Here is a 26,568-nt window from a genome sequence, read left to right on the forward strand (position 1 = left end):
ACACGGAGTATGCGCGCTCAGCGCGCGCCGCGCACGCGCCGCAGCTCGTCGTAGATCAGCAGCACCGCGCCGATCGTGATCGCGGAATCGGCGAGGTTGAACGCCGGGAAGTGCCACGCGCCGAGGTGGAAATCGAGGAAGTCGATCACGTGACCGTAGACGAGCCGGTCGATCACGTTGCCGAGCGCTCCGCCGAGGATCAGCGCGAGCGACAGGCTGAACAGGCGTTGCTGGCCGTGACGGCGCAGCAGGAAGCAGATCACGAGCGTCGCACCGATGCCGAGCGCGGTGAACGCCCAGCGCTGCCAGCCGCTCGCGGCCGACAGGAAGCCGAACGCGGCGCCGCGGTTGTACACCAGCACGAGATTGAAGAACGACGTCAGCGCATGCTGCGCGCCGTACGCGAACGTTTTCAGGATCGCGATCTTCGACAACTGGTCGAACAGGATCACGATCAGCGAAATGCCGAGCCAGGGCGCGAGCGCGCCGCTGGCCGGTTTCGACAGGGTCTTCGCCATATTTATGCAGCGCTCCGGATTTCGCCGTTTTCAAACAGGTTCGAGAAGCAGCGGCCGCACAGCGTCGGATGATCGGCGTGCGCGCCGACATCTTCGCGGTAGTGCCAGCAGCGTTCGCACTTCTGGTACTTCGACGCGGCCACGTCGACGCTTTCCTGCGCGTCGTCGTCGACCTTGACGACCGTCGCGGCCGACGTGATCAGCACGAACTTCAGATCGTCGCCGAGGCTCGTCAGCGCGTCGTAGCGCGCGCCGCTCGCATGCACGGCCACTTCGGCCTGCAGCGACGAACCGATGCGGTTCGCGGTGCGCGCTTCCTCGAGCGCCTTCGTCACGTTGCCGCGCACGTCGCGCAGCAGCGCCCACTTCTCGATCAGCGCGGCCGCGCCGGCGACTTCCGGATACGCATAGTAGGTCTCCGTGAAGATCGTGTCGCTCGCCGGCTGGAACACCTTCCACGCTTCTTCCGCCGTGAACGACAGGAACGGCGCGAGCACGCGCAGCAGGCCTTGCGTCAGGTGGTACAGCGCCGTTTGCGCGGAGCGGCGCGCGCGCGAATCGGCGGCGCTCGTGTACAGGCGATCCTTCAGCACGTCGAGGTAGAAGCCGCCGAGATCCTCCGAGCAGTACGTCTGCAGCTTCGCGACGACCGGGTGGAACTCGTACTTCTCGTAGTGGCCGAGCAGTTCCGTCTGCAGTTGCTGCGAGAACGCGACCGCGTAGCGGTCGATCTCGAGCCATTCGTCGACCGGCACCGCGTGCTGCGCGAAGTCGAAATCCGACAGGTTCGCGAGCAGGAAGCGCAGCGTGTTGCGGATGCGGCGATAGCCTTCCGTCACGCGCTTCAGGATTTCCTCGGAGATCGCGAGCTCGCCCGAGTAGTCGGTCGACGCGATCCACAGACGGATGATTTCCGCGCCGAGGCGGTTCGCGACTTCATGCGGGTCGATGCCGTTGCCGAGCGACTTGCTCATCTTGCGGCCTTCGCCGTCGACCGTGAAGCCGTGCGTGAGCAGGCCCTTGTACGGCGCGCGGCCGTCGAGCATCGATGCCGTGAGCAGCGACGAGTGGAACCAGCCGCGGTGCTGGTCGGAGCCTTCGAGGTACAGGTCGGCCGGGAACTGCAGCTGATCCTTGTGCGAGCCGCGCAGCACGTGCCAGTGCGTCGTGCCCGAGTCGAACCACACGTCGAGCGTGTCGCGGTTCTTTTCGTACAGGTTCGAGTCGTCGCCGATCAGCTCGCGCGGGTCGAGCGACTGCCATGCCTCGATGCCCGACTGCTCGACGCGCTTCGCGACTTCCTCGAGCAGCTCGAGCGTGCGCGGGTGCAGCTCGCCGGTTTCCTTGTGCACGAAGAACGCCATCGGCACGCCCCACTGGCGCTGGCGCGACAGCGTCCAGTCGGGACGGTTCGCGATCATGCTGAACAGGCGCTGCTTGCCCCACGACGGGTAGAACGCGGTCGCGTCGACGCCTTCGAGCGCCGTCTCGCGCAGCGTCTTGCCGCCGTCGCGCGGCGCCACGTCCATGCCGGCGAACCATTGCGACGTCGCGCGGTAGATGATCGGCGTCTTGTGGCGCCAGCAGTGCATGTAGCTGTGCGTGTACTTCTCGCTGCGCAGCAGCGAGCCGGCCGCGTTCAGCGCGTCGACGATCTTCGGGTTCGCGTCCCAGATCGACAGGCCGCCGAACAGCGGCAGCGACTCGATGTAGCGGCCGTCGCCCATCACCGGGTTGATGATGTCGGAATCGGTCATCCCGTGCGCCTTGCACGACTGGAAGTCCTCGATGCCGTACGCGGGCGACGAGTGCACGACGCCCGTACCCGTGTCGGTCGTCACGTAGTCGCCGAGGTAGACGGGCGCGGTGCGCTGGTAGCCGGGGTGGGCCGACGCGAGCGGGTGGTGGAAGCGCAGGTTCGCGAGCTTCACGCCGGGCGCGGTCGCGACGACGCGGCCGGTCAGCTTGAAGTCGGCCATGCAGGCTTCGACGCGCTCCTGCGCGATGATCAGCAGCCCGCGCTCGGTGTCGACCAGCGCGTAGACGATTTCCGGGTGGAGGTTCAGCGCCTGGTTGGCGGGAATCGTCCACGGCGTGGTGGTCCAGATCACGATGCCGCCTTCGGCGCGCGGCAGCGCCGGCAGGCCGAACGCGTGCGCGGTCTTTTCCGGCTCCGCGAACGCGAACATCACGTCGATCGTCGGGTCGGTGCGGTCCTTGTACTCGACCTCCGCTTCCGCGAGCGCCGAGCCGCAGTCGAAGCACCAGTTCACCGGCTTCAGCCCGCGATACACGTAGCCCTTCTCGATGATCTTGCCGAGCGCGCGGATCTCTTCCGCCTCGTTCACGAAGTTCATCGTCTTGTACGGGTTGGCCCAGTCGCCGAGCACGCCCAGGCGCTTGAAGCCGACCTTCTGCTTCTCGATCTGCTCGGTCGCGTACGCGCGCGCCTTGCTCATCACTTCGGCCGCCGGCAGCGACTTGCCGAACTGCTTCTCGATCTGGATTTCGATCGGCATGCCGTGGCAGTCCCAGCCCGGCACGTACGGCGCGTCGAAGCCGGCCATGTTGCGCGACTTGACGACGATGTCCTTCAGGATCTTGTTGACCGCGTGGCCGAGGTGGATGTCGCCGTTCGCATACGGCGGGCCGTCGTGCAGGATGAACTTCGGCCGGCCCTTGCTGGCCGCGCGGATCTTGTCGTAGATGCCGCGCTCTTCCCACTCCTTGACCCACTGCGGCTCGCGCTTGGGCAGGTCGCCGCGCATCGGGAACGGCGTGTCGAGCAGGTTGACCGGATACTTGGCCTGCGGTTTCGAATCGGCTTTCTTGTTGCTCATGATGGGATCGCTATCTAAATCGGGGGACGCTCGGGCGTCGTGAATCGGGTAGGCGCGCGAGCAGGCGCGCGAGGGTGCGGCGCCAGGGCGCCGCCGTCCGGATCAGCTAATTCGGTCGGTGGCCGACGTCGCGAAGCCCGTCGCCCGGCTGCCCGGCGCACGGTCGCGCTCGACGAAGTACGCGCGCGCGTTCGCGACGTCCAGCGCGATCGCGCGCGACAGCGCCTCGAGATCGTCGAACTTCGCCTCGTCGCGCAGCTTCTTCAGGAATTCGACACGGATCAGCTTGCCGTACGCGTCGCCGTGCCAGTCGAGCAGGTGGACTTCGAGCAGCACGCGGCCCGAATCGTCGACGGTCGGACGCAGCCCGAGGCTCGCGACGCCCGGCAGCGGCTCGGGGCCGAGGCCGTGCACCTGCACGACGAAGATGCCCGCGAGCGCCGGCCGCTTGTGCGCGATCGGCAGGTTCAGCGTCGGGAAGCCGAGATCGCGGCCGAGCTTCAGCCCGTGCGCGACGTGGCCGCTGATCGCATAGCCGTGGCCGAGCGCCTGTGCGGCCGCGTCGAGATCGCCCGCGGCGAGCGACGCGCGCACGCCGGAGCTGGAAATGCGCGTGCCGTCGCTGCCGGCCACCGTGCCCATCTGCTCGACCTCGAAGCCGTGCTGCTCGCCGGCCGCCTTCAGCGTGTCGAAGGTGCCCGCGCGCTTCGCGCCGTAGCAGAAATCGTCGCCGACCATCATCCAGCGCGTGTGCAGGCCGTTCACCAGCGTGCGCTCGACGAACGCCTGCGGCGACTGGCTCGCGAACGTGTGGTTGAAGTGCTCGACGACGACGCGGTCGACACCGTGCTCGCGCAGCGCCTCGAGCTTGTCGCGCAGCATCGCGATGCGCGGCGGCGCGCCGGCCGGATTGAAGAATTCGCGCGGGTGCGGCTCGAACGTCATCACGCACACGGGCAGGCCGCGCGCGTCCGCCGCCGCGCGCACGCGCGCGAGCAGGGCCTGGTGGCCGCGATGGACACCGTCGAAGTTGCCGATCGTCAGCGCGCACGGGGCGCGGCTCTCGGCGTTGGGCAGGCCGCGGAAGACTTTCACGATAGCGGATGCAGCGTCGGGGAATGAGCGGTGGAATGCCGCAAAGCAGAAGATTATAAACGTTCGGGCGGGCCGACGGCCGAGAAGGCGGGAAACGCGAGGGCGAATGGTAAAATTCGCGGATGAAAAAACTCGTGATCCTGATTTCCGGTCGCGGCAGCAACATGGAGGCCATCGTCCGCGCGTGCGCGCAGGAACGCTGGCCGGCCGAGATTGCCGCCGTGATCGCCAACCGGCCCGATGCGGCCGGACTGGCTTTTGCCGCGTCGCACGGGGCGGCGACGGCGGTGGTCGACCACCGGTCGTTCGACGGCCGCGACAGCTTCGACGCGGCGCTCGCCGCCGAGATCGACCGTTTCTCGCCCGATCTCGTCGTCCTCGCCGGCTTCATGCGCATCCTGACGCCCGCATTCGTCAGACGATACGAAGGCCGGCTGCTCAACATCCATCCGTCGCTGCTGCCGAGCTTCAAGGGCATCCACACGCACCAGCAGGCGCTCGACGCCGGCGTCGCGCTGCATGGCGCGAGCGTGCATTTCGTCATTCCGGAGCTCGACAGCGGCGCGATCGTCGCGCAGGGCGCGGTGCCCGTGCGCGCCGGCGACGACGCGGCCGCGCTCGCGGGGCGTGTGCTGGCGGTCGAGCATGTGCTGTATCCGCGTGCGGTGCGCTGGTTCGTCGAGGGGCGGCTGCGCCTCGAGAACGGCCGCGCAGTGGTGGCGCCCGACGAGGCGCGCTGGATTTTCGCGGATCAACCGCATACCGAAACGAGTGAGGGCGTATGAAGCTGCACGGATTCCTGATCGGCCAGACCGAGACTTTGCTGGCCGAGGTGCTGAAATTCGCCGGCCCCGCCGACGCGACGACGAGCCGGTTCTTCCGTGCGCACCCGAAGCTCGGGCATGCGGAGCGCGGCGTGATCGCCGAGGCCGTGTTCGCGGTGCTGCGCCGGAAGATGGAGTTTTCGCATCTGGCCGAGAGCGGCACCGGCACGCCCGCGCGGCGCCTCACGCTGCTGGGCCTGATGCAGACGGTCGGTCGCAATGCGCTGAAGCCGTTCCTGTCCGACACCGAGTCGGCATGGCTCGAACACGTGTCGAAGATCGATCCGGCGAGCCTGCCGGTGCGCATCCGCACGAACCTGCCCGACTGGATTCACCAGGCGCTGTCGGCCCGTTTCGACGCCGAGGAGCTCGCGCAGCTCGCCGCCGCGCTGAACTACCCGGCGCCGCTCGACCTGCGTGCCAACGCGCAGAAGGCGACCCGCGACCAGGTGATCGACGCGCTGCGCGCGAGCGGCATCGATGCGGGCGCGACGCCGTTCGCGCCGTTCGGCGTGCGCGTGGTCGGCAAGCCGGCGCTGACGCGCCTGAAGCTGTTCGAGGAAGGCGCGATCGAGGTGCAGGACGAAGGCAGCCAGCTGCTGTGCTCGCTGGTCGCGCCGCGGCGCGGCGAAATGGTCGTCGATTTCTGCGCGGGCGCGGGCGGCAAGACGCTCGCGCTCGGCGCGATGATGCGCTCGACGGGGCGCCTCTATGCGTTCGACGTGTCGGAGAAGCGCCTCGCGAAGCTGAAGCCGCGCCTCGCGCGCAGCGGGCTGTCGAACGTGAACCCGGTGCTGATCGACAGCGAGCACGACGCGAAGGTCAAGCGGCTCGCCGGCAAGATCGACCGCGTGCTGGTCGACGCGCCGTGCAGCGGCCTCGGCACGCTGCGCCGCAATCCCGACCTGAAGTGGCGCCAGACGCGCACCGCGATCGACGAGCTGACGCCGAAGCAGGCGTCGATCCTCGCGAGCGCCGCGCGCCTCGTGAAGAAGGGCGGCCGGCTCGTCTACGCGACCTGCAGCGTGCTCGATGCCGAGAACGAGCGCATCGTCGAACAGTTCCTCGCCGATCATCCCGAGTTCGTGCTGGTGCCGGCGCAGAAGGTGCTGGCCGACCAGCGCGTCGAACTCGAGACGGGCGACTACCTGTCGCTGTGGCCGCACCGTCACGCGACGGACGGCTTCTTCGCCGCGGTGCTCGAACGCCGCGCCGCGCAGTAACGGCTGGCCGGACGGACGATGGAGAGTCTGCAGAGCCGCCTGCTGTCGCGCCGGCTGGCATCGGTGATTCGCGATTTCCACCAGCCGGTGATGATCTGGCAGGCGGCGATTCTCGTCGGTGCGCTGTGTCTCGCGTGGGTGGCCGCGCGCTTCGTGCACGCTCGGATCGATGCGCGGCGCCGGGCAGCCGGACGCGCGCCGGGCGCGGGCGCGCAAAGCCTGAAGCGTGCGTTGTTTCCGTTGTTCGGCGGCGTGTTCGTCGGCGGCGCGCAGCTCGCGTTCGAGCCGTTCATGTCGACGTCGCTGCTGTCGCTCGCGCTCGTGCCGCTGTTCGGCATCGGGCTGATCTACGTGCTGTTCTTCTTCGCGCGGCGCGTGTTCGCGCGCGACGGCCACACGCACGCGTGGCTGTCGGTCGTCGAGAAGATCGTGTCGACCGTCGTGTGGGCCGCGATGGTGATGACCGTGCTCGGCATCCAGCGCGACGTGCTCGGCTGGCTCGACAGCGTGCAGTTCCGGGTCGCGACCGCGCACCTCACGCTGCTGTCGGTGATCTCCGGCGCGCTGTGGGTGTGCGTGACGCTGATGGTCGCGATGTGGCTCGGCTCGGTGCTCGAGGATCGCCTGTCGCGCGCGAGCACGCTCGACGCGAACCTGAAGGTCGTGCTGTCGCGGGTCGGCCGCGCGCTGCTCGTGTTCGCGGCGATCCTGATCGGGTTGTCGCTCGTCGGTATCGACGTGACGGTGCTCGGCGTGTTCGGCGGCGCGGTGGGCGTCGGCCTCGGGTTCGGGCTGCAGAAGATCGCGAGCAACTACGTGTCGGGCTTCATCATCCTGCTCGACCGCTCGCTGCGGCTCGGCGATGCGATCAGCGTCGGCGGGCTGCAGGGCGTCGTCACGCAGATCCGCACGCGCTACACGGTCGTGCGCGGCCTCGACGGCAACGAGACGCTGATCCCGAACGAGAAGCTGATCACCGACGTCGTGCAGAACCAGTCGTCGTACCTGACGCGCGGCTACGCGAAGGTCGCGGTGCAGGTCGCCTACACGAGCGACGTCGAGCAGGCACTCGCATTGCTTGCCGAAGCCGCGAAGGACGTGCCGCGCGTGCTGGCCGAGCCGGCGCCGACGCCGTACCTCGCGAGTTTCGGCGCGGACGGGATCGACCTGGAGCTGGGTTTCTGGATCGAGGATGCGGCGAAAGGCACGTCGGGCGTGCGCTCGAGCGTGAACCGCAACATCTGGCGGCTGTTCGGCGAGCACGGGATTTCCATTCCGTTTCCGCAGCGCGAAGTGCGCGTGGTCGGACTGCCGGACGGCTTTCCCGCGGCCGGCGCGGCGGCCGGGCGCGATCCGGCTGCCGCCAACGGTGCGCTGGGCGCGCGCGCGCCGGCGGCATAGCGCTCGCGGCCGGTCAATCGTACCGATTTCGCGGTCGAAACCGGATCGCAGGCCTTTCCCAGTCCGCCCATGGACCGCGCGGATTGCGTGAGGGCAAGAAAATGTTCATTTTTTACAAAGACTTGGAACGGTTGAAGTAAAATTCTGGTCTACACGCGGTATGCTTTCATTCTTCTGACGCCAACGGGCGTCGCTCTCATCACAGGTAACTGCCTTGTTGAATTCCCTGCTCGATTTTCTTTCCCACGGGCTCCTGCATTTTTCGTGGTGGCAGGTCGCGTTGTTCGCGCTCGCCGTCACGCACGTCACGATCATCGGCGTGACGGTCTACCTGCACCGCTGCCAGGCGCACCGCGCGCTGGAGCTGCATCCGATCGCGAGCCATTTCTTCCGCCTGTGGCTGTGGATGACCACCGGCATGCTGACCGGCCAGTGGGCCGCGATTCACCGCAAGCATCACGCGAAGTGCGAGACCGAGGAAGATCCGCACAGCCCGCAGACGCGCGGCATCTGGAAGGTGTTCCTCGAGGGCGCCGAGCTGTATCGCGCGGAAGCGAAGAACGAAGAGACGATGCGCAAGTTCAGCCACGGCACGCCGAACGACTGGATCGAACGCAACGTCTACTCGAAGTACCCGATTCTCGGCGTGAGCCTGATGATGGTCATCGACGTCGCGCTGTTCGGCGTGCTCGGCCTGACCGTGTGGGCCGTGCAGATGGTGTGGATTCCGTTCTGGGCGGCGGGCGTCGTCAACGGCTTCGGTCACTTCTGGGGCTATCGCAACTTCAACTCGGCCGACGCGAGCACGAACCTGTTCCCGTGGGGCATCGTGATCGGCGGCGAGGAACTGCACAACAACCACCATACGTTCGCGACGTCGGCGAAGCTGTCGAACAAGTGGTACGAGTTCGACATCGGCTGGATGTACATCCGCATCATGTCGGCATTCGGTCTCGCGAAGGTGAAGAAGGTCGCGCCCACGCCGCGTCTGAACAAGCCTAAGACGGTGCTCGACCAGGAAACGCTGCAGGCCGTGCTGTCGAACCGCTACGAAGTGATGGCTCGCTACGGCAAGGCCGTCAAGCGTGCCTACCGCCAGGAGCTCGCGCACCTGAAGGAACTCGGTTCGAGCGAGAAGTACCAGCTGATGCGCAGCGCGCGCAAGTGGTTCCACAAGGACGCCGACGGCCTCGACGAGCCGCAGAAGAAGCTGCTGCCGGAAATCTTCGCGAACAGCCAGAAGCTGCATACGTACTTCCAGCTGCGCCAGGATCTCGCCGCGATCTGGGACCGTTCGACCGCGTCGCGCGAACAGCTTCTCGCGCAATTACAGGATTGGTGCCATCGCGCAGAACAAAGCGGCATCAAGGCGCTGCAGGAATTCGCGACGCGCCTGCGCCGCTACGCCTGATTCGAAATCGATTAGAATCTCAGGACGTCACAAACCCCGCGTTGGCGGGGTTTTTTCATTTGGGCGGCTGGTTTTTGCAGGATGGCCCAGGCGCCGGAATTGGTGTGAAGTTTGGGTGCCGCGTCAGGGCCGAAAAACCGCTCACACCGACCGCGAAGCATGGACCCAAGTAAGCGCTAAAGCGCTAACTTGGGCCGACCGCGAAGCATGGGACCCAAGTAAGCGCTGAAGCGCTAACTTGGGTCGACAGGAGATATGGAGATGCAATCGACGATCAAATCCGTCGAGTACGACCGGCCGGTGTCGGCAGGCACCGTCTGTAGCGTCGGGCAAGCATGGGCCAAGGTGCCCGATGCGCCGTCCGCCGAGGAGCGCGCTGCGCTGAAGGCGCGCATCAAGACATTGCTCACCCGTGAAAAGGCCGTGCTCGTCGCCCACTACTACGTGGATGCCGAACTGCAGGAACTGGCCGACGAAACGGGCGGCTGCGTGGCGGATTCGCTCGAAATGGCCCGCTTCGGCCGCGATCACGACGCGCAGACGCTGGTCGTCGCCGGCGTGCGCTTCATGGGCGAGACCGCGAAGATCCTGAGCCCGAACAAGCGCATCCTGATGCCCGATCTCGACGCGACCTGTTCGCTCGACCTCGGCTGCCCGGTCGACGAATTCTCGGCATTCTGCGATGCGCATCCGGACCGTACCGTGGTCGTCTACGCGAACACCAGCGCGGCCGTGAAGGCGCGCGCGGACTGGATGGTCACGTCGTCGATCGGCCTCGAGATCGTGGCCGACCTGCACGCGCGCGGCGAAAAGATCATCTGGGCGCCGGACCGCCATCTCGGCAGCTATATCCAGAAGAAAACCGGCGCCGACATGCTGCTGTGGCAGGGCTCGTGCCTCGTCCACGACGAGTTCAAGGGCATCGAGCTCGACCTGCTGCGCGCCGAATATCCGGACGCGAAGGTGCTCGTGCATCCGGAATCGCCGGAAAACGTCGTCGCGCAGGCCGACGTCGTCGGCTCGACCACGCAGCTGATCGACGCGGCCGTCAAGTTCGACGCGAAGCGCTTCATCGTCGCGACCGACCTCGGCATCCTGCACAAGATGCAGCTTGCCGCGCCCGGCAAGACTTTCATCGCCGCGCCGACGGCCGGCAACAGCGCGACCTGCAAGAGCTGCGCGCACTGCCCGTGGATGGCGATGAACGGCCTCGCGAACCTCGCCGACGTGCTCGAGCGCGGTCACAACCAGATCTTCGTCGATCCCGCGATCGGCGAACGCGCGCGCTTGCCGATCGACCGGATGCTCGAATTCGCGGCCGCGCACAAGAAGCGCGTGCAGGCGAGCGGCGACCTGCAGCGCGACCAGCAGCTGTTCGCGAACGTGGGGGCCGCATGAGCAACGCCGTCTCCCCGCTGTTCGACGCCGTCCGCGCCCAATACGGGGCGGCATTCGACGAAGCGATCGCGCGCAACGTGGCCGACGCGATCGCCGAGGACGTCGGTGCCGGCGACCAGACCGGGCGGCTCGTGCCGGCCGCCGAGCGCCGCCGTGCGCGGATCATCGTGCGCGAGGAAGCCGTGCTGTGCGGCGTGCCGTGGTTCGAGGCCGTGATCGCGCGGATCGATCCGTCGATCGTCGTGCAATGGCGCTATCGCGAAGGCGACCGGATGATGCCCGATTCGGCCGTGTGCGAACTCGAGGGGCCGGCGCGCGCGTTGCTGACGGCCGAGCGCAACGGGCTGAACTTCCTGCAGCTGCTGTCGGGCGTCGCGACGGCGACGCGCCGTTACGTCGATCGTGTCGAAGGTACGCGCGCGAAGATCCTCGATACGCGCAAGACGCTGCCGGGGCTGCGGCTCGCGCAGAAGTACGCGGTCCGGGTGGGCGGCGGCGAGAACCAGCGTCTCGCGCTGTACGACGGCATCCTGATCAAGGAGAACCACATCGCGGCGGCAGGCGGCGTCGGTGAAGCCCTCGATGCGGCGTTCGCGCTCGAATCGGGCGTGCCGGTGCAGATCGAAGTCGAGACGCTTGCGCAGCTCGACACGGCACTCGCGCATGGCGCGCAATCGGTGCTGCTCGACAACTTCACGCTGGACATGATGCGCGAAGCGGTACGCGTCGCGGCCGGCAAGGCCGTGCTCGAAGTGTCCGGGGGCGTCAATTTCGATACGGTGCGCACGTTCGCGGAGACGGGCGTCGATCGCATCTCGATCGGCGCGCTGACGAAGGACGTGCGGGCGACGGACTATTCGATGCGGATCGTCGACTGACCGATTCGCGTCCGATCGGACAAAAAGGCCGTTGGCGCGCAAACGCCAACGGCCTTTTTCTTGTGCGGCCGCAGCCGGGAAGGGCGGCGCGCCGCTTAGCGGCGCGAGCGCGGCGTGAGCACGCTCGGCAGCGCCTTCGGCAGCGTATGCGGCCAGTCGCGGCTGTAGTGCAGCCCGCGGCTTTCGCGGCGCGAGTACGCGCTCTTCACGATCAGCGTTGCCACGTCGACGAGGTTGCGCAGTTCGAGCAGATCGCGCGTCACGCGGAAGTTCGCGTAGTACTCGTGGATTTCGTCGCGCAGCAGCGACAGCCGGTGCTTCGCGCGTTCGAGACGCTTGTCGGTGCGCACGATGCCGACGTAGTTCCACATCAGGCGGCGCAATTCGTCCCAGTTGTGCGCCACGACGACTTCCTCGTCCGCGTCCGACACGCGGCTTTCGTCCCAGGCGGGCAGCGCGGCCGGCGTGTCGGCGTCGAAGCCGGCGGCCTCGATCGCCCCGGCTGCCGCGCGGCCGATCACGAGACATTCGAGCAGCGAGTTGCTCGCGAGCCGGTTCGCGCCGTGCAGCCCCGTGTACGACGTTTCGCCGACCGCATACAGGCCGGCGAGATCGGTGCGGCCCGCGAGATCGGTGACGACGCCGCCGCACGTATAGTGCGCGGCCGGCACGACGGGGATCGGCTGTTTCGCGATGTCGATGCCGAATTCGAGGCAGCGCGCATGGATCGTCGGGAAGTGCTCGCGCAGGAATGCTTCCGGCTGATGGCTGATGTCGAGATACACGCAGTCGATCCCGCGCTTCTTGATCTCGAAGTCGATCGCGCGTGCGACGATGTCGCGCGGCGCGAGCTCGGCGCGTGGATCGTGCGAGGGCATGAAGCGCGTACCGTCGGGCAGCTTCAGCAGGCCGCCTTCGCCGCGCACGGCTTCCGAAATCAGGAACGATTTCGCGTATGGATGGAACAGGCAGGTGGGGTGGAACTGGATGAATTCCATGTTCGACACGCGGCAGCCGGCACGCCATGCCATCGCGATGCCGTCGCCGGTCGCGGTATCGGGGTTCGTCGTGTACAGGTAGACCTTGCCCGCGCCACCGGTGGCGAGTACCGTGTGCGGCGCCTCGATCGTGATCGTGCGGTCGTTGTCGACGTCGAGCGCATACAGGCCGTGGCAGCGGCGGCCGGGCAGCCCGAGCCGGTCCGACGTGATCAGGTCGATCGCGTGGTGGTTTTCGAGGAACGTGATGTTCGGATGCTGGCGCGCCCGCTCCGACAGTGTCGCGAGCACCGCATGGCCGGTCGCATCGGCCGCATGGATGATCCGGCGGTGGCTGTGACCGCCTTCGCGCGTCAAGTGAAAGCCGAGTTCGGCCGCGTCGTCCTTCGTGAATGGCACGCCTTGCGAGATCAGCCATTCGATCGCTTCGCGGCCGTGCTCGACGATGTAGCGCGTCGCGCCTTCGTCGCACAGGCCGCCACCGGCGACCAGCGTGTCGTCGACGTGGTTCTCGATGCTGTCCGCCGAGTCGAGGACCGCTGCGATGCCGCCCTGCGCGTTATCGCTCGCCCCCTCCATCATCGAACGTTTCGCGATCAGCGCGACACGTCGCGTGCTGGCCAGATTGAGTGCGACCGACAGCCCTGCCAGGCCGCTGCCGACGATCGCCACGTCGAATTTCATGCTGCATCTCCATCGTTACGCTTTTTGATCTTGCGTTCCGTCGGCTGTCGCCGCGGAAAGGGGAGAGCATACCGCGTCGGGGGCCCGCGCGTGCGCGCAAAACAAAAAGCCCCGCATGTGCGGGGCTTTTCGGTCACCGTCAAGCTGGCAGAAACCGGAGATTACTTGATCTTGGTTTCTTTGTATTCCACATGCTTGCGGACGACGGGATCGAACTTCTTGATCGCCATCTTTTCCGGCATGTTGCGCTTGTTCTTCGTGGTCGTGTAGAAGTGACCCGTACCAGCGGTCGACTCGAGCTTGATCTTGTCGCGGGCGCCTTTTGCCATGATTGTGCTCCTTGGGCTTAGGCTTCGCCGCGTGCGCGCAGGTCAGCGAGCACGGAATCGATGCCGTTCTTGTCGATCAGGCGCAGGCCGGCGTTCGAGACGCGCAGACGCACCCAGCGGTTTTCGCTCTCCACCCAGAACCGGCGGTTTTGCAGGTTCGGCAGGAAGCGGCGCTTCGTCTTGTTGTTGGCGTGGGAAACGTTGTTGCCGCTCATCGGCGCTTTCCCAGTTACTTGGCATACGCGTGCCATGAGAGCACTCCTAATACGCTAAATTCGGGGTTCGATCGCCGGTGAAGGTTCCATCGCACCGCCACGTGATCCATGGCTGCACTCAGAACGCCGTAGCCCTTACAGACAAGGCCCTTCGATGGCTAGAACTGGTTGGAAAAAAGACAGACGGCGATTCTAGCAGAAAAAGTTCAGAAAAATCAAACCTAATTTCGCTTCGCCGTTGCGGCGCCCTGGGACGGGCTGCCGCGCCACAGTCTACAGCCAACCGGCCCGCGCGAACGAGAAAGTATCGCTGACGCCGACGACGACGTGATCGAGCAGCCGCACGTCGACGAGCTCGAGCGCGTCTTTCAGCACGCGCGTCAGGCGGCGGTCTTCCGCGCTCGGCTGCACCGCGCCCGACGGATGGTTGTGCGCGACGATCAGCGCCGCGGCGTTCTGTTGCATCGCGCGGCGCACGATCTCGCGCGGATAGACGGCCATCCGCGTGAGCGAGCCGCGCGCGAGTTCCTCCATGTCGATCATGCGGTTGCGGGCGTCCAGATAGACCGCGACGAATACTTCGTGCGGGAGCGTGCCGATCTTCATTCGCAGGCAATCCTCGACGGCGCCGGGCGAATCGATCTGCATGCCGTCCCGTGCCTTCTCCTCCAGCATGCGCCGGGCGATCTCGGTGACCGCGACCAGCCGCGCGGAGCGCGCGGGGCCGATGCCGGGGTGCGCCTCGAAATCGTCGGCGCCCGCTTCGAGCAATCCGCGCAGCGACTTGTACTGCTTGATCAGATCGCGGGCGATGACGAATACGTCGTGACCGGGCTTGCCCGTGCCGAGCAGCAGCGCGATCAGTTCGTCGTCGGTCAGCGCGGCCGGCCCGCGTTCCAGCAGCCGCTCGCGCGGCCGCTCCGGCCGCCAGTCGCCCGGTCGGCGCCTGCGCCGGTTGATCGGGATGACGCGGGCGGGCGGATCGGCCGGCGCATCGCTGGTGTCGCGGCATTCGGCCGACGGCAGGATGAGGCGGGGTGACAGCATGGTCTGAACTCCATTGGCGGCGGGCGGCGTGCGCGACGTCGTCGCACTTTCCGCCTTGCACGCTCAGGTGACTTACAATATTGGCTTTGCGCCGGGCCATTCGGCCGTAGCGGGCGCCGACCGAACGAGTAATTCATGAGCCTCATCGATCTATCCGAAGTGAAGCCCGGTTCCCACGTCACGTTGCATTACCGGCTGGCACTGGCCGACGGCGCCGACATCGTCAACACCTTCTCGGACAAGCCGGCCACGCTGTTGCTGGGCGCGGGGCAACTGGCGCCGTCGCTGGAACAGATTCTGCTCGGGCTCAGGGTCGGCGACCACTCGACTTTTCAGCTAGCGCCCGATCAGGGGTTCGGCCCCCGCAATCCCGACATGCTTCAGCGCGTGACGCTGTCGACGCTGCGCGAGAACGGGATGGTCGGCGACGATTTCACGCCGGGCGAGCTCATCGAGTTCAACGCACCGGATGGCGGCCGCTACGCGGGGGTGCTGAAGGAAGTCAGCGAGACCTCGGCGCTGTTCGACTTCAATCATCCGCTCGCGGGCCAGGCGCTCACGTTCGAAGTGAAAATCATCGGAATCCTGTAATCATGAGTACCACCGATACGCTGTCCGCGCAGACCGTCGCCGCCGACGCCGAAATCCTGCTGGCCCAGCCGCGCGGTTTCTGCGCGGGCGTCGACCGCGCGATCGAGATCGTCGAGCGCGCCATCGCGATGCACGGTGCGCCGATCTACGTGCGTCACGAAATCGTCCACAACAAGTACGTGGTCGAGGATCTGAAGAAGAAGGGCGCGATCTTCGTCGAGGAACTCGAGGAAGTGCCGGCCGGCAACACCGTGATCTTCAGTGCGCACGGCGTGTCGAAAGCCGTGCGCGACGAGGCGGACGTGCGCGGGTTGCGCATTTACGACGCAACCTGCCCGCTCGTCACGAAGGTGCACGTCGAAGTGGCGAAGATGCGCCAGGACGGCGTCGACATCGTCATGATCGGACACAAGGGCCATCCCGAGGTCGAAGGCACGATGGGCCAGGTCGAGCGGGGCATGCATCTCGTCGAAAGCGTCGAGGACGTGCAGAAGCTCGAGCTCGCCGATCCCGAGCGCATCGCGCTCGTCACGCAGACGACGCTGTCCGTCGACGACGCGGCCGAGATCATCGGCGCGCTGAAGGCGAAGTATCCGAAGATCCGCGAGCCGAAGAAGCAGGACATCTGCTACGCGACGCAGAACCGGCAGGATGCGGTGAAGTTCATGGCGCCGCAGTGCGACGTCGTGATCGTGGTCGGCAGTCCGAACAGCTCGAACTCGAGCCGGCTGCGCGAAGTGGCCGAAAAGCGCGGGGTGGCCGCGTACATGGTCGATGCGCCGGATCAGATCGATCCGGCATGGGTTGCCGGCAAGCGCCGCATCGGCGTGACGGCCGGCGCGTCGGCGCCCGAAGTGCTCGCCCAGGCCGTGATCGCGCGGCTGCGCGAGCTCGGCGTGCGCAACGTCCGCGCACTCGAGGGCATCGAGGAAAACGTGTCGTTTCCGCTGCCGCGCGGGTTGAACCTGCCGCCCGCGGCCTGATTGCCGCATCGCACCCAGCGGAATACCGAAGCGCGCCCGTCGGCGCGCTTTTTTTGTGCCTAGAAATTCACATCGCAACCGTTATTCCCAAGCATGGTGCAACCCGGTTGCTCCGGGCGCGCCCAATCGTGTCTCAAAATTGGTTGCAATGCAGGAAAACCCCATCGAATCAGGATTATTGGCGTCCTATAAATGGAGTTACAATGCGCCCGTTTTCAAGCCGGAATGGCTTTGAAACGGGTTTTGGCAAGGCGCGGGAGACCATTCGATGCATGTGAAGTTGGCTTACGCCGTGTCCGTCGCCGCACCGGTTGCAATGTTTGCCGGCTGCAGCAAAAAGAGCGACGGCGGGGCGGCCAGGGAGGCTGCGGTGTACGCGGCACCGGCGGCCACCGGCGTGCGCGTCGCCGGAACCGGACCTGCGGCGCCATCGGCGCGCCGTATCGCGCAACTGGGCAGGGACAAGGAAAACGGGGCACGTTTGACGATCGAGGAAATCAACACGCATGGCCTGGCGATCGGGCCGGCAGCGGGCATGCAGGTTGTAGCGCGGCAAGTGGCGGGTCCACGGATGGCGGACGATCGCGGCGCTGCCGGTAGCGTGCCGAAGCCATTGTCTCCCCTTCAATTCGATTCGACGAAACAGCGCGCTGCCGCGACCGACCGTGTCGCGGCGCGCAGCCTGGTTCGTACGATGGATTCCGATGCAGTCCTGACGAAAGTCGGGCGCGCCCGTCGCAACGCCTTCCCGGGCGATGCGGCGCGGAATCCGATCCGTCCTGGCGCGATGCTTGCATGGCACTGGACGGGCCAAGGCACGGATGCCGGGAAACCGGATGACGGCCGTCTCGGCATGCTGCCCCACGACTTCAAGGAGGCCACGAACACCGTCCTCGATGTCGTGACGATTTAGCGACGGGACTCATGACGGCACCGGAACAGTGCGGTGCCGTTTTTGTATCCGCTCCGGCGGCAGGTCCGGCCGTACAGGCCGGGCGGCGCGCGCCGGGACGATCCACCCTTACCGGTATCGACTAGTACCCGCAGTGCCGCCGAGAAGGCGCGATTCCTCGCTTACCCGCGGGGCGCAACGTCCTCCGGCAGCACGGGCCAAGGAGCTTTAAATGGATATTTTCGTCCAGCAGGTTCTCAACGGGCTGGTGCTCGGCAGTGTGTACGCCATCATCGCGTTGGGATACACGATGGTGTACGGCATTCTCGGCATCATCAACTTCGCGCACGGCGACGTGCTGATGATCGGCGCGATGGTCGCGCTGTCGGCGATCACCGTGCTGCAGAACCACTTTCCCGGACTCGGCAACGTCGCGACGCTGACGATCGGCCTGGGCATCGCCGCGGTCGTCTGTGCGTTCGTCGGCTTCACGATCGAGCGCGTCGCGTACCGGCCGCTGCGCCGCGCGCCGCGCCTCGCCCCGCTGATCACCGCGATCGGCGTGTCGATCCTGCTGCAGACGGCCGCGATGATCATCTGGTCGCGCAACCCGCTGCCGTTCCCGCAATTGCTGCCGACCGACCCGATCAACGTGATCAAGGCCACCGACACGACGCCCGGCGCCGTGATCTCGGTCACCGAAATCGTGATCATCGCGGTGGCGTTCATCGTGATGGGCGGCCTGCTGCTGCTCGTGCACAAGACCAAGCTCGGCCGCGCGATGCGCGCGATCGCCGAAAGCCCGAATACGGCAAGCCTGATGGGCGTGAACCCGAACTTCGTGATCTCCGCCACGTTCATGATCGGCTCCGCGCTCGCCGCGCTGGCCGGCGTGATGATCGCGTCCGAATACGGCAACGTGCACTTCTACATGGGCTTCATCCCCGGCATGAAGGCGTTCACGGCCGCGGTGCTCGGCGGGATCGGCAACCTCGGCGGCGCGATGGTCGGCGGCGTGCTGCTCGGCCTGATCGAGCAGCTCGGGGCCGGCTACATCGGCAACCTCACGGGCGGCGTGTTCGGCAGCAACTACCAGGACGTGTTCGCCTTCGTCGTGCTGATCATCGTGCTGGTGTTCCGTCCGTCGGGCCTGCTGGGCGAACGTGTCGCGGACCGCGCGTAACGGAAGGGGAGCAAACAACATGACATCCATTCAACCGATCGAATCGTCGACGTCGCTCGTCGAAGAGCGCAACACCGCCAAGACCGTCGTCATCGGCCTGCTCACTGCCGTCCTCGTGATCGCCGCGCCGATCGTGATCGGCTCGGCCGGCGGCAACTACTGGGTCCGCGTGCTCGACTTCGCAATGCTGTACGTGATGCTCGCGCTGGGCCTGAACGTCGTGGTGGGCTTCGCCGGCCTGCTCGACCTCGGCTACATCGCGTTCTACGCGGTGGGCGCCTATACGGCCGCGCTGCTGAGCTCGCCGCACCTGACCTCGCAGTTCGAGTGGATCGCGGCGCTCGCGCCGAACGGGCTGCACGTGCCGTTCCTGATCATCGTGCCGATCGCGATGGCGCTCGCGGCGACCTTCGGGATCCTGCTCGGTGCGCCGACGCTGCGCCTGCGCGGCGACTACCTGGCGATCGTCACGCTCGGCTTCGGTGAAATCGTCCGGATCTTCATGAACAACCTCGACCGTCCGGTGAACATCACCAACGGCCCGAAGGGGATCACGGGCATCGATCCGGTGCACGTCGGCGGCTTCAACCTGTCGCAGACGCACTCGCTGTTCGGCTTCCAGCTGCCGTCGGTGTACATGTACTACTACCTGTTCGTGCTCTGCTCGCTGCTGGTGATCTGGGTGTGTACGCGTCTGCAGCACTCGCGTATCGGCCGCGCGTGGGCCGCGATCCGCGAAGACGAGATCGCCGCGAAGGCGATGGGCATCAACACCCGTAACGTGAAGCTGCTCGCGTTCGCGATGGGCGCGTCGTTCGGCGGCCTGTCGGGCTCGATGTTCGGCGCGTTCCAGGGCTTCGTGTCGCCCGAGTCGTTCACGTTCTGGGAATCGATCGTCGTGCTCGCCTGCGTGGTGCTCGGCGGCATGGGCCACATCCCGGGCGTGATCCTGGGTGCGGTGCTGCTCGCGATTTTCCCGGAATTCCTGCGCTCGACGATGAGCCCGCTGCAGCATGCGCTGTTCGGTCATGACATCGTCGATACGGAAGTGATCCGTCAGGCGCTGTACGGCCTCGCGATGGTCATCATCATGCTGTACCGCTCGGAAGGCCTGTGGCCCGCGCCGAAGCATGAGGACAAGATCGCGAAACTGGCGAAGCGCAACAGCAAGAAGCCGGTGCGCGCTTAACCTACGGACAAGGGGATAACCACATGAGCGACAAGCAAATCCGACTGTCCGTCTCGGGCGTGAACAAGCGCTTCGGCGGGCTGCAGGCGCTGTCCGACGTCGGCCTGCAGATCAAGGAAGGCGAGATCTACGGGCTGATCGGCCCGAACGGCGCCGGCAAGACCACGTTCTTCAACGTGATCACGGGCCTCTACACGCCGGACTCCGGCGACTTCAAGCTGGACGGCCAGAACTACACGCCGACGGCCGTGCACCAAGTGGCCAAGGCCGGCATCGCGCGCACGTTCCAGAACATCCGCCTGTTCGGCGGGATGACGGCGCTCGAGAACGTGATGGTGGGCCGCCACGTGCGCACCAAGCACGGGCTGCTCGGCGCGGTGTTCCAGACGCCGGCCGAACGCCAGGAAGAGCGCGAGATCAAGGAACGCGCGATCGAGCTGCTCGACTACGTCGGCGTGCTGCAGTACGCCGACTACACGTCGCGCAACCTGTCGTACGGTCACCAGCGTCGTCTGGAAATCGCCCGTGCACTGGCCACCGACCCGAAGCTGCTCGCGCTCGACGAGCCGGCAGCCGGGATGAACGCGACCGAGAAGGTCGAACTCACGCGCCTGCTCGACAAGATCCGCTCGGACGGCCGCACGATTCTGCTGATCGAGCACGACGTGAAGCTCGTGATGGGGCTGTGCAACCGGATGACGGTGCTCGATTACGGCAAGGTGATCGCCGAGGGTCTGCCGCAGGACGTGCAGAAGAATCCGAAGGTGATTGAGGCATATCTCGGCGCAGGGGTGCACTGATGGCAGCGGCAATGTTGAAAATCAAGGGCTTGCAGGTCAACTACGGCGGCATTCAGGCCGTCAAGGGCGTTGACATGGAAGTCCGTCAGGGCGAGCTCGTGACGCTGATCGGTGCGAACGGCGCCGGCAAGACCACGACGATGAAGGCGATCACGGGCCTGAAGCCGTACTCGGCGGGCGACATCGAGTACGACGGCACGTCGATCAAGGGCATCCCGCCGCACGAGCTGCTCAAGCGCGGCCTGGCGATGGTGCCGGAAGGCCGCGGGATCTTCGCGCGGATGTCGATCATCGAGAACATGCAGATGGGCGCGTACCTGCGCAACGACAACGAGCAGATCAAGAAGGACGTCGACCGGATGTTCGGCTTCTTCCCGCGCCTGAAGGAGCGGGCGACGCAGCTCGCGGGCACGCTGTCGGGCGGCGAGCAGCAGATGCTGGCGATGTCGCGCGCGATTCTGTCGAAGCCGAAGCTGCTGCTGCTCGACGAGCCGTCGATGGGTCTGTCGCCGATCATGGTCGAGAAGATCTTCGAAGTGGTGCGCGAGATCTCGAAGGAGGGCATCACGGTGCTGCTGGTCGAGCAGAACGCACGCCTCGCGCTGCAGGCGGCCGACCGCGGCTACGTGATGGATTCGGGCATGGTCACGATGGAAGGCGACGCGAAGCAGATGCTCGACGATCCGAAGGTGCGCGCCGCGTATCTGGGCGAGTAAGCGATCGAATGAACGGGCCCGGCCGCGCATGGCGCAGCCGGGCTGTCGAAAAGCCGTCACGGGAAACCGTGGCGGTTTTTTTTCGTGTGGCGGGTCTGATCGTGCCGACCGACGCGCTCGGCGATCCGCTGCCGGACGCGGGGCCGATCGCGCGCCGAATCGCGCCGCGGCCGGCGGCGGTCTTACGCGGCCGGCAGCGTCTTGCCGAACGAGATGCGCTCCTCGACGCGATAGTCGAGCGCCGCATAGAAGCGGCATGCGTCGTCGTTGCCGGGCAGCACCTGCAGGTTGATCTTCAGGCAGCCGCGCGCGGCGAGCGCGCGTTCCGCATGCGCGATCAGCGCACGGCCGACGCCGAGCCGGCGCGCGTCGTTCGCGACGCCGAACGAGTAGAGCCAGCCGCGATGTCCGTCGAAACCGGCCATCAGCGTGCCGACGACGCGCGCGCCGCACGTCGCGACGAAGAACAGTTCCGGCTGCGTCGCGAGCTTCAGCTCGATCGATCGCAGCGGATCGCGGTGCGGCGGCGCACCGGCTTCGTCGTACTGCGGGAACGCGTCGCGCCATACCGCGAGCACGGCATCGGTGTCGGCGCGTTCGAACGGGCGGATCGCGACAGCATCGGCGGCGGCATCCATCGCGGTGGCCTCCTTACAGCGTGTCGAGGATCGACCGCAGCATCGCCATCATCTGGTCGATCTCGTCGGTCGTCACGTTGAGCGCTGGCATGAAGCGCAGCAGGTTCGGCCGTGCGGCGTTCAACAGCAGGCCGTCGGGCTGCATGTCGCGCGCCTTCTCGACGATCTGCGGGCCGATGTCCTTGCCGAGCAGCAGCGCGCGCAGCAGGCCTTCGCCGCGTTCGCCCTCGAAGCCGCGTTCCTCCGACAGCTCGAGCAGCTTGCGCTTCAGATACTCGCCGCGCGCGCGCACGCCTTCGAGGAAGCCGGGCGCGACGAGCTGCGAGATCACCGAATAGCCGACCGCCGTCATCAGCGGGTTGCCGTTGTACGTGCCGCCCTGGTCGCCGGCCTCGAATACCGCGACGTCGGCCTTCGACAGCAGCGCGCCGAGCGGTGCGCCGCCGCCGATGCCCTTCGCGAGCGTCATGATGTCCGGCTCGATGCCGGACAGCTCGTACGCGAACAGCGTGCCCGCGCGGCCGCAGCCGCTCTGCACTTCGTCGACGATCAGCAGCAGGTTGTGCTGCTTCGTCAGCGCGCGCAGCGCCTGCATGAATTCGCGCGTCGCCGGGATCACGCCGCCTTCGCCCTGGATCGGCTCGAGCATCACGGCGACGGTCTTGTCGGTGATCAGCTTCTCGACCGAGTTGATGTCGTTCAGCTCGGCCTTCGGGAAGCCCGGCACCTGCGGCGCGTAGATCGTGTCCCAGCCCGGCTTGCCGCTGGCCGACATCGTCGCGAGCGTGCGGCCGTGGAAGCTGTGGTCGAACGTGATGATCTCGTACGCGCCGTTCTTGAACTTGCGGCCCCACTTGCGCGCGAGCTTGATCGCGCCTTCGTTCGCCTCGGCGCCGCTGTTCGTGAAGAACACCTTGTCGAACACGCTGTGCTGCGTGAGCAGGCCCGCGAGCTTCGCCATCGGCTCGTTGTAGAACGCCGGCGACGGGTTCAGCAGCTTTTCGGCCTGCGTCTTCAGCGCCTCGACGATGCCGTCGTTGCAGTGGCCGAGGCTGTTGACGGCCCAGCCCTGGATGAAGTCGAGATAGCGCTTGCCCGTGTGATCGTAGAGCCACGAACCCTTGCCGTGCGTAAACACGATGTCGGGGCGGTTCGTGATGTACATCAGCGAGTCGATCGGGTAATCGTTCAGGGGCATGGCAGCAGACTCCAGCGGGCGTTGAAAGGGAAACGGGCAATAAAAAAGCCACGGAAGGCCGTGGCTGGTGGGTCGAACAGCTTGTGCGTAACCGGTGAAGCGGAGGAGGGTTACGCGCGAGTCCGTGACGAGCCGGCGGCATCCGGGCGGAGCGGCGAGCGGCGACGTCGGAGAGCGGACAGGAAGCGGTTCATGTGCGCAAGCATAAGGCATCCCGCGCCCCACTGTAAACCGCCGCGATGCCACGGATGTGACACGGGCGGCGCGCAGCGGGGCGCGTTCAGGCGCCCGGCGCTCAGACCGGATGCGCGAGATCGGCGGCGCTCGTGAACGAGTCCGCGTAGAACTCGTCGGCCGGCAGCGCGTGGTGCTGCGTGAAATCGCGCTGCGCGGATTCGACCATCACGGGCGCGCCGCACGCGTACACCTGGTGGCCGGACAGATCGGGCAGGTCCTCGATCACCGCGCGATGGACGAAGCCCGTGCGGCCGGTCCACTGGTCGGCGTCGTCCGGTTCGGAGAGGACCGGCACGTACTTGAAGTTCGGGATCTCGCGCGCCCATTGCTCGGCGAGCTCGGCGAGGTAGATGTCCTTCTTGCGGCGCGCGCCCCAGTAGAGCGTCATCGGGCGCGTGATGCCCGAATGCTTCACGTGCTCGATGATCGCCTTGATCGGCGCGAAGCCGGTGCCCGACGCGAGCAGCACGATCGGCTTGTCGGAATCCTCGCGCAGGAAGAACGTGCCGAGCGGGCCTTCGAAGCGCAGGATGTCGCGCTCCTTCATCGCGCCGAACACGTGGTCGGTGAACTTGCCGCCCGGCATGTGGCGGATGTGCAGCTCGATCGGGCCTTCCTCGTGCGGCGCGTTCGCCATCGAGTAGCTGCGGCGCGAGCCGTCCTTCAGGATGAACTCGACGTACTGGCCCGCGAGGTACTGCAGGCGTTCGTTGGCAGGCAACTGCAGCTTCACGACCATCACGTCGTCCGCCTTGCGTTCGAGCGCGGCGATGCGGCACGGCAGCTTCTTGACCTGCACGCCGTCGACGCCGGCGATTTCACGCACGTCGATCTCGAGATCGCATTGCGCCTTCGAGCAGCACAGCAGCGCGAGGCCGCGCGTGCGTTCGTCGTTGGACAGCGCCGACGCGGCGTGCGGGCCCTGTTCGATCTGGCCCGACACGATCTGGCCCTTGCAGGAACCGCACGCGCCGTTCTTGCAGCCGTACGGCAGGTGGACGTTCTGGCGCAGCGCGGCCGCCAGCACGGTTTCGTCCGACTCGACCTGGAATTGCCGGCCGCTTTGCTTGAGAGTGACGTTGAATGCCATAGAACCAAACTAGAACAAAATGGGGGGACCGTGCATGTCGCGCACGGCAGCTACAATGCAAAACCGTTGCGCGTCGCGCAACGGCGGCTACTGAATCTCGCAACCAACATGATCGCGACACGAATCCTGCGCCGGCCGCGCGTATTGATCGTCGGCTGCGGCGACGTCGGCATGCGCTGCGTCGCGCAATGGCGTGACGCGCGCCCCGACCTGCGCATCCTCGCGCTGACGAGCCACCCGGCTCGCCGCAGCGAATTGCGCGCCGCGGGCGCGACGCCGATCGTCGGCGATCTCGATCGCCCGGCGACGCTCCGTCGCCTCGCGGGCGTCGCCCGCACGATCCTGCATCTCGCGCCGCCGCCATCCGACGGCCGCGACGACCGGCGCACGCGTGCGCTGATCGCCGCAACGTCCATGCCCGCGCGTCGGCCGTCTCCGACGGCACCGGCGGTCGGCCGGCTCCGACGGCTGCGCACCGCGGCGCGACAGGCCGGCGCGCCCGTTCGGGCAGCGCGTATTGTACCCGACGGTCTTCGCGCGCCGAGGCTCGTCTATGCCAGCACGACGGGCGTCTACGGCGACTGCGGCGGCGCGCGCATCGACGAAACGCACCCGCTGCGCCCCGCGAACCCGCGCGCGTTCCGGCGCGTGTCGGCCGAGCGGCAACTGCGTGCGGCGACGGTGCGCGGCGTGCTGTCCGCGCGCATCGTGCGCATTCCGGGCATCTACGCGGCGAACCGTCTGCCGGTCGCGCGGCTCGAGCGCGGCACGCCGGCGCTCGAGCCGGCCGACGACGTCTACACGAACCACATCCACGCGGACGATCTCGCGGCGATCCTGCGTCGTGCGGCCGAGCGCGGCAAGCCGGCGCGCGTCGTGCACGCGTCGGACGACACCGAACTGCGGATGGGAGAGTATTTCGACCGGGTCGCGCAGGCGCTGGGTCTGCCGAGGCCGCCGCGCGTGAGCCGCGCGGACGCCGAACGCCTGCTCGAGCCGACGCTGCTGTCCTTCATGCGCGAGTCGCGGCGCCTGTCCAACGCACGGCTCAAGGCCGAATTGTGCGTGACGTTGCGCTATCCGACCGTAGACGATTTCCTTCAAACGCTCGCGCCGGGCAGCGCGTCAGGTGAGCGCCGGTAACGCCTCGATCAGCAGGAAGCACAGCAGCGCACCGATCAGCGCGCCGATCAGGTTCGGGTGATATTTGTGCTTCAGATGCATCGTGGCCAGCAGCCCGCCGATCACGATGACGCCGATGACCGCGAACGCGATCATCACGGACGACAGTTCGAAAGAATGGTTGATGTTCATGATGTCTCCCCCTGCATCGCCGCTCTTGCAGCTTGTGATTTCAGTATAGCGGGGGAACCTGCGGCCGAGAGGCGGCCGGACACCGAACGGTCGTGCGGATTTTCCCTTACAGGGTTTCGACGGGATTGCGCAGCGCGGAAAGGTCGGCTTCGTCGAGCCAGCGCCATGCGCCGGGCGCGAGATCGGCCGGCAGCGTGAAGCCGCCGATCCTTTCGCGGTGCAGCAATTCGACGCGGTTGCTCGCTGCCGCGACCATCCGCTTGACCTGGTGGTACTTGCCTTCGAGGACGGTCAGCGCGAGCGTGTGCGGGGTGCGGGCGTCGGCGGCGACGGCCGCGATCGGCTTCGGCTCCCCATGCAGTTGCACACCGGTGCGCAGCGCGTGCAGTTGCGTGTCGTCGAGCGGGTGGCGCACGGTCGCGACGTAGGTCTTCGGCACCTTCCGCTTCGGCGACGTGTACGCGTGCACGAACTGGCCGTCGTCCGACAGCAGCAGCAGGCCGGTCGTGTCCTGGTCGAGCCGCCCGACGCACTGCACGCCGCGCGCGACGAGCGGCGCCGGCAGCAGGCTGAAGACGCTCGCATGGTGCTGCGGATCGCGCGAACACTCGTAGCCGGCCGGCTTGTTGAGCGCGAGATACGCGCGCGCATGGAACGGCCATGCGGCCTCGTCGACCTCGAACACGAGGCCGTCGGTGTCGAAGGTGGCGTCCGGGTCGGTCGCGGCGGCGCCCGCGACGGCGACGCGGCCCGCCTCGATCAGGCCGCGGCACTGGCGGCGCGAGCCGAAGCCCTGGGTGTAGAGAATGCTTTCGAGATCCATAGCGCGCGCATTCTATCAAGCGGCGGCGTAGGGCCGGCATGAACGCGCATGCG

The 26,568-nt window shown here is 66.7% G+C and carries 26 protein-coding genes; 14 read left to right on the forward strand and 12 right to left on the reverse strand.

What is annotated here, in order from left to right; genetic code table 11:
* Positions 1–17: 17 nt before the first annotated feature.
* The 3 genes from lspA to C5F75_RS05175 form a co-directional block, all read right to left on the reverse strand.
* Positions 18–518 (reverse strand): signal peptidase II, encoded by a 501-nt coding sequence (lspA, locus tag C5F75_RS05165; protein WP_059646204.1) that lies wholly within the window; start codon positions 516–518, stop codon positions 18–20.
* Positions 519–520: 2 nt separating this feature from the next.
* A complete protein-coding gene (ileS, locus tag C5F75_RS05170) occupies positions 521–3,358 on the reverse strand; it encodes an isoleucine--tRNA ligase (protein ID WP_104011949.1) in 2,838 nt (945 codons plus the stop codon).
* 102 nt (positions 3,359–3,460) lie between these two features.
* Positions 3,461–4,453, reverse strand: coding sequence for a bifunctional riboflavin kinase/FAD synthetase (locus C5F75_RS05175; protein WP_059576853.1), 993 nt, complete (start codon positions 4,451–4,453; stop codon positions 3,461–3,463).
* A 122-nt stretch (positions 4,454–4,575) separates the two neighbouring features.
* Between C5F75_RS05175 and purN the strand changes: the two genes are divergently transcribed.
* From purN to nadC, 6 genes are all read left to right on the forward strand, one after another.
* Entirely contained in the window at positions 4,576–5,238 is a 663-nt protein-coding gene (gene purN, locus C5F75_RS05180) for a phosphoribosylglycinamide formyltransferase (RefSeq protein WP_059576850.1), read from the forward strand.
* Positions 5,235–6,500 (forward strand): RsmB/NOP family class I SAM-dependent RNA methyltransferase, encoded by a 1,266-nt coding sequence (locus tag C5F75_RS05185; protein ID WP_059576847.1) that lies wholly within the window; start codon positions 5,235–5,237, stop codon positions 6,498–6,500. Before purN ends, C5F75_RS05185 begins: the two co-directional genes overlap by 4 nt.
* A gap of 18 nt (positions 6,501–6,518) precedes the next feature.
* Positions 6,519–7,901: a mechanosensitive ion channel family protein gene (locus C5F75_RS05190; protein WP_059576844.1), complete on the forward strand. Its 1,383-nt coding sequence runs from the start codon at positions 6,519–6,521 to the stop codon at positions 7,899–7,901.
* Between the two features lie 214 nt (positions 7,902–8,115).
* A complete protein-coding gene (locus C5F75_RS05195) occupies positions 8,116–9,312 on the forward strand; it encodes a DesA family fatty acid desaturase (protein ID WP_059576842.1) in 1,197 nt (398 codons plus the stop codon).
* A 261-nt stretch (positions 9,313–9,573) separates the two neighbouring features.
* Positions 9,574–10,710, forward strand: coding sequence for a quinolinate synthase NadA (gene nadA, locus C5F75_RS05200; RefSeq protein ID WP_059576914.1), 1,137 nt, complete (start codon positions 9,574–9,576; stop codon positions 10,708–10,710).
* Entirely contained in the window at positions 10,707–11,588 is an 882-nt protein-coding gene (gene nadC, locus C5F75_RS05205; RefSeq protein WP_059576839.1) for a carboxylating nicotinate-nucleotide diphosphorylase, read from the forward strand. Before nadA ends, nadC begins: the two co-directional genes overlap by 4 nt.
* 95 nt (positions 11,589–11,683) lie before the next feature.
* Here nadC and nadB read toward each other — a convergent pair whose 3' ends face one another.
* The 4 genes from nadB to radC form a co-directional block, all read right to left on the reverse strand.
* Positions 11,684–13,270 (reverse strand): L-aspartate oxidase, encoded by a 1,587-nt coding sequence (nadB, locus tag C5F75_RS05210; protein WP_059576836.1) that lies wholly within the window; start codon positions 13,268–13,270, stop codon positions 11,684–11,686.
* Positions 13,271–13,431: 161 nt separating this feature from the next.
* Positions 13,432–13,599 carry a 50S ribosomal protein L33 gene (gene rpmG, locus C5F75_RS05215; RefSeq protein WP_006478046.1) on the reverse strand — a complete coding sequence of 56 codons (168 nt, stop codon included), beginning with the start codon at positions 13,597–13,599 and terminating at the stop codon, positions 13,432–13,434.
* Positions 13,600–13,616: 17 nt separating this feature from the next.
* Positions 13,617–13,850 (reverse strand): 50S ribosomal protein L28, encoded by a 234-nt coding sequence (rpmB, locus tag C5F75_RS05220; RefSeq protein ID WP_004186391.1) that lies wholly within the window; start codon positions 13,848–13,850, stop codon positions 13,617–13,619.
* A 237-nt stretch (positions 13,851–14,087) separates the two neighbouring features.
* Positions 14,088–14,861 (reverse strand): RadC family protein, encoded by a 774-nt coding sequence (gene radC / locus C5F75_RS05225; protein WP_059576833.1) that lies wholly within the window; start codon positions 14,859–14,861, stop codon positions 14,088–14,090.
* A gap of 135 nt (positions 14,862–14,996) precedes the next feature.
* Between radC and C5F75_RS05230 the strand changes: the two genes are divergently transcribed.
* From C5F75_RS05230 to C5F75_RS05260, 7 genes are all read left to right on the forward strand, one after another.
* Positions 14,997–15,452, forward strand: coding sequence for an FKBP-type peptidyl-prolyl cis-trans isomerase (locus C5F75_RS05230; RefSeq protein ID WP_006488950.1), 456 nt, complete (start codon positions 14,997–14,999; stop codon positions 15,450–15,452).
* Positions 15,453–15,454: 2 nt separating this feature from the next.
* Positions 15,455–16,435, forward strand: a complete 981-nt coding sequence (gene ispH, locus C5F75_RS05235; RefSeq protein ID WP_059576830.1) for a 4-hydroxy-3-methylbut-2-enyl diphosphate reductase — start codon at positions 15,455–15,457, stop codon at positions 16,433–16,435.
* 268 nt (positions 16,436–16,703) lie between these two features.
* On the forward strand, positions 16,704–17,348 hold the full coding sequence (locus tag C5F75_RS05240) for a hypothetical protein (RefSeq protein ID WP_059576828.1): 645 nt from the start codon (positions 16,704–16,706) through the stop codon (positions 17,346–17,348).
* A 211-nt stretch (positions 17,349–17,559) separates the two neighbouring features.
* Positions 17,560–18,510: a branched-chain amino acid ABC transporter permease gene (locus C5F75_RS05245; RefSeq protein ID WP_006478051.1), complete on the forward strand. Its 951-nt coding sequence runs from the start codon at positions 17,560–17,562 to the stop codon at positions 18,508–18,510.
* A 19-nt stretch (positions 18,511–18,529) separates the two neighbouring features.
* Positions 18,530–19,699: an ABC transporter permease subunit gene (locus tag C5F75_RS05250; RefSeq protein ID WP_059576825.1), complete on the forward strand. Its 1,170-nt coding sequence runs from the start codon at positions 18,530–18,532 to the stop codon at positions 19,697–19,699.
* Between the two features lie 23 nt (positions 19,700–19,722).
* On the forward strand, positions 19,723–20,499 hold the full coding sequence (locus tag C5F75_RS05255) for an ABC transporter ATP-binding protein (RefSeq protein WP_059576822.1): 777 nt from the start codon (positions 19,723–19,725) through the stop codon (positions 20,497–20,499).
* Positions 20,499–21,215 (forward strand): ABC transporter ATP-binding protein, encoded by a 717-nt coding sequence (locus C5F75_RS05260; protein ID WP_059576820.1) that lies wholly within the window; start codon positions 20,499–20,501, stop codon positions 21,213–21,215. Before C5F75_RS05255 ends, C5F75_RS05260 begins: the two co-directional genes overlap by 1 nt.
* A gap of 182 nt (positions 21,216–21,397) precedes the next feature.
* Here C5F75_RS05260 and C5F75_RS05265 read toward each other — a convergent pair whose 3' ends face one another.
* The 3 genes from C5F75_RS05265 to C5F75_RS05275 form a co-directional block, all read right to left on the reverse strand.
* Entirely contained in the window at positions 21,398–21,853 is a 456-nt protein-coding gene (locus C5F75_RS05265) for a GNAT family acetyltransferase (protein ID WP_060010159.1), read from the reverse strand.
* Between the two features lie 13 nt (positions 21,854–21,866).
* Positions 21,867–23,051: an acetylornithine transaminase gene (locus C5F75_RS05270; RefSeq protein ID WP_059576815.1), complete on the reverse strand. Its 1,185-nt coding sequence runs from the start codon at positions 23,049–23,051 to the stop codon at positions 21,867–21,869.
* A 295-nt stretch (positions 23,052–23,346) separates the two neighbouring features.
* Positions 23,347–24,378: a CDP-6-deoxy-delta-3,4-glucoseen reductase gene (locus C5F75_RS05275; RefSeq protein WP_006478058.1), complete on the reverse strand. Its 1,032-nt coding sequence runs from the start codon at positions 24,376–24,378 to the stop codon at positions 23,347–23,349.
* A 108-nt stretch (positions 24,379–24,486) separates the two neighbouring features.
* Here C5F75_RS05275 and C5F75_RS05280 point away from each other — a divergent pair, with 108 nt between their 5' ends.
* Positions 24,487–25,521, forward strand: coding sequence for an NAD-dependent epimerase/dehydratase family protein (locus tag C5F75_RS05280; protein ID WP_059576812.1), 1,035 nt, complete (start codon positions 24,487–24,489; stop codon positions 25,519–25,521).
* On the opposite strand, the gene C5F75_RS05285 is transcribed toward C5F75_RS05280, so the two are convergent.
* Entirely contained in the window at positions 25,504–25,692 is a 189-nt protein-coding gene (locus C5F75_RS05285) for a hypothetical protein (protein WP_011546000.1), read from the reverse strand. The genes C5F75_RS05280 and C5F75_RS05285 overlap by 18 nt on opposite strands.
* Positions 25,693–25,798: 106 nt before the next feature.
* Positions 25,799–26,515, reverse strand: coding sequence for a 16S rRNA pseudouridine(516) synthase (locus C5F75_RS05290; RefSeq protein ID WP_060010162.1), 717 nt, complete (start codon positions 26,513–26,515; stop codon positions 25,799–25,801).
* Positions 26,516–26,568: the final 53 nt, after the last annotated feature.

The sequence above is a fragment of the Burkholderia anthinoferrum genome (assembly GCF_002925705.1).
GTDB lineage: Bacteria > Pseudomonadota > Gammaproteobacteria > Burkholderiales > Burkholderiaceae > Burkholderia > Burkholderia semiarida.

Bases quoted from the DNA above. Each gene is read 5' to 3' on its own strand.
- lspA (WP_059646204.1), bottom strand. From the start codon at position 518: ATGGCGAAGACCCTGTCGAAACCGGCCAGCGGCGCGCTCGCGCCCTGG.
- ileS (WP_104011949.1), bottom strand. From the start codon at position 3,358: ATGAGCAACAAGAAAGCCGATTCGAAACCGCAGGCCAAGTATCCGGTC.
- purN (WP_059576850.1), top strand. From the start codon at position 4,576: ATGAAAAAACTCGTGATCCTGATTTCCGGTCGCGGCAGCAACATGGAG.
- C5F75_RS05185 (WP_059576847.1), top strand. From the start codon at position 5,235: ATGAAGCTGCACGGATTCCTGATCGGCCAGACCGAGACTTTGCTGGCC.
- C5F75_RS05190 (WP_059576844.1), top strand. From the start codon at position 6,519: ATGGAGAGTCTGCAGAGCCGCCTGCTGTCGCGCCGGCTGGCATCGGTG.
- nadA (WP_059576914.1), top strand. From the start codon at position 9,574: ATGCAATCGACGATCAAATCCGTCGAGTACGACCGGCCGGTGTCGGCA.
- nadC (WP_059576839.1), top strand. From the start codon at position 10,707: ATGAGCAACGCCGTCTCCCCGCTGTTCGACGCCGTCCGCGCCCAATAC.
- nadB (WP_059576836.1), bottom strand. From the start codon at position 13,270: ATGAAATTCGACGTGGCGATCGTCGGCAGCGGCCTGGCAGGGCTGTCG.
- rpmG (WP_006478046.1), bottom strand. From the start codon at position 13,599: ATGGCAAAAGGCGCCCGCGACAAGATCAAGCTCGAGTCGACCGCTGGT.
- rpmB (WP_004186391.1), bottom strand. From the start codon at position 13,850: ATGGCACGCGTATGCCAAGTAACTGGGAAAGCGCCGATGAGCGGCAAC.
- radC (WP_059576833.1), bottom strand. From the start codon at position 14,861: ATGCTGTCACCCCGCCTCATCCTGCCGTCGGCCGAATGCCGCGACACC.
- C5F75_RS05230 (WP_006488950.1), top strand. From the start codon at position 14,997: ATGAGCCTCATCGATCTATCCGAAGTGAAGCCCGGTTCCCACGTCACG.
- ispH (WP_059576830.1), top strand. From the start codon at position 15,455: ATGAGTACCACCGATACGCTGTCCGCGCAGACCGTCGCCGCCGACGCC.
- C5F75_RS05240 (WP_059576828.1), top strand. From the start codon at position 16,704: ATGCATGTGAAGTTGGCTTACGCCGTGTCCGTCGCCGCACCGGTTGCA.
- C5F75_RS05245 (WP_006478051.1), top strand. From the start codon at position 17,560: ATGGATATTTTCGTCCAGCAGGTTCTCAACGGGCTGGTGCTCGGCAGT.
- C5F75_RS05250 (WP_059576825.1), top strand. From the start codon at position 18,530: ATGACATCCATTCAACCGATCGAATCGTCGACGTCGCTCGTCGAAGAG.
- C5F75_RS05255 (WP_059576822.1), top strand. From the start codon at position 19,723: ATGAGCGACAAGCAAATCCGACTGTCCGTCTCGGGCGTGAACAAGCGC.
- C5F75_RS05260 (WP_059576820.1), top strand. From the start codon at position 20,499: ATGGCAGCGGCAATGTTGAAAATCAAGGGCTTGCAGGTCAACTACGGC.
- C5F75_RS05265 (WP_060010159.1), bottom strand. From the start codon at position 21,853: ATGGATGCCGCCGCCGATGCTGTCGCGATCCGCCCGTTCGAACGCGCC.
- C5F75_RS05270 (WP_059576815.1), bottom strand. From the start codon at position 23,051: ATGCCCCTGAACGATTACCCGATCGACTCGCTGATGTACATCACGAAC.
- C5F75_RS05275 (WP_006478058.1), bottom strand. From the start codon at position 24,378: ATGGCATTCAACGTCACTCTCAAGCAAAGCGGCCGGCAATTCCAGGTC.
- C5F75_RS05280 (WP_059576812.1), top strand. From the start codon at position 24,487: ATGATCGCGACACGAATCCTGCGCCGGCCGCGCGTATTGATCGTCGGC.
- C5F75_RS05285 (WP_011546000.1), bottom strand. From the start codon at position 25,692: ATGAACATCAACCATTCTTTCGAACTGTCGTCCGTGATGATCGCGTTC.
- C5F75_RS05290 (WP_060010162.1), bottom strand. From the start codon at position 26,515: ATGGATCTCGAAAGCATTCTCTACACCCAGGGCTTCGGCTCGCGCCGC.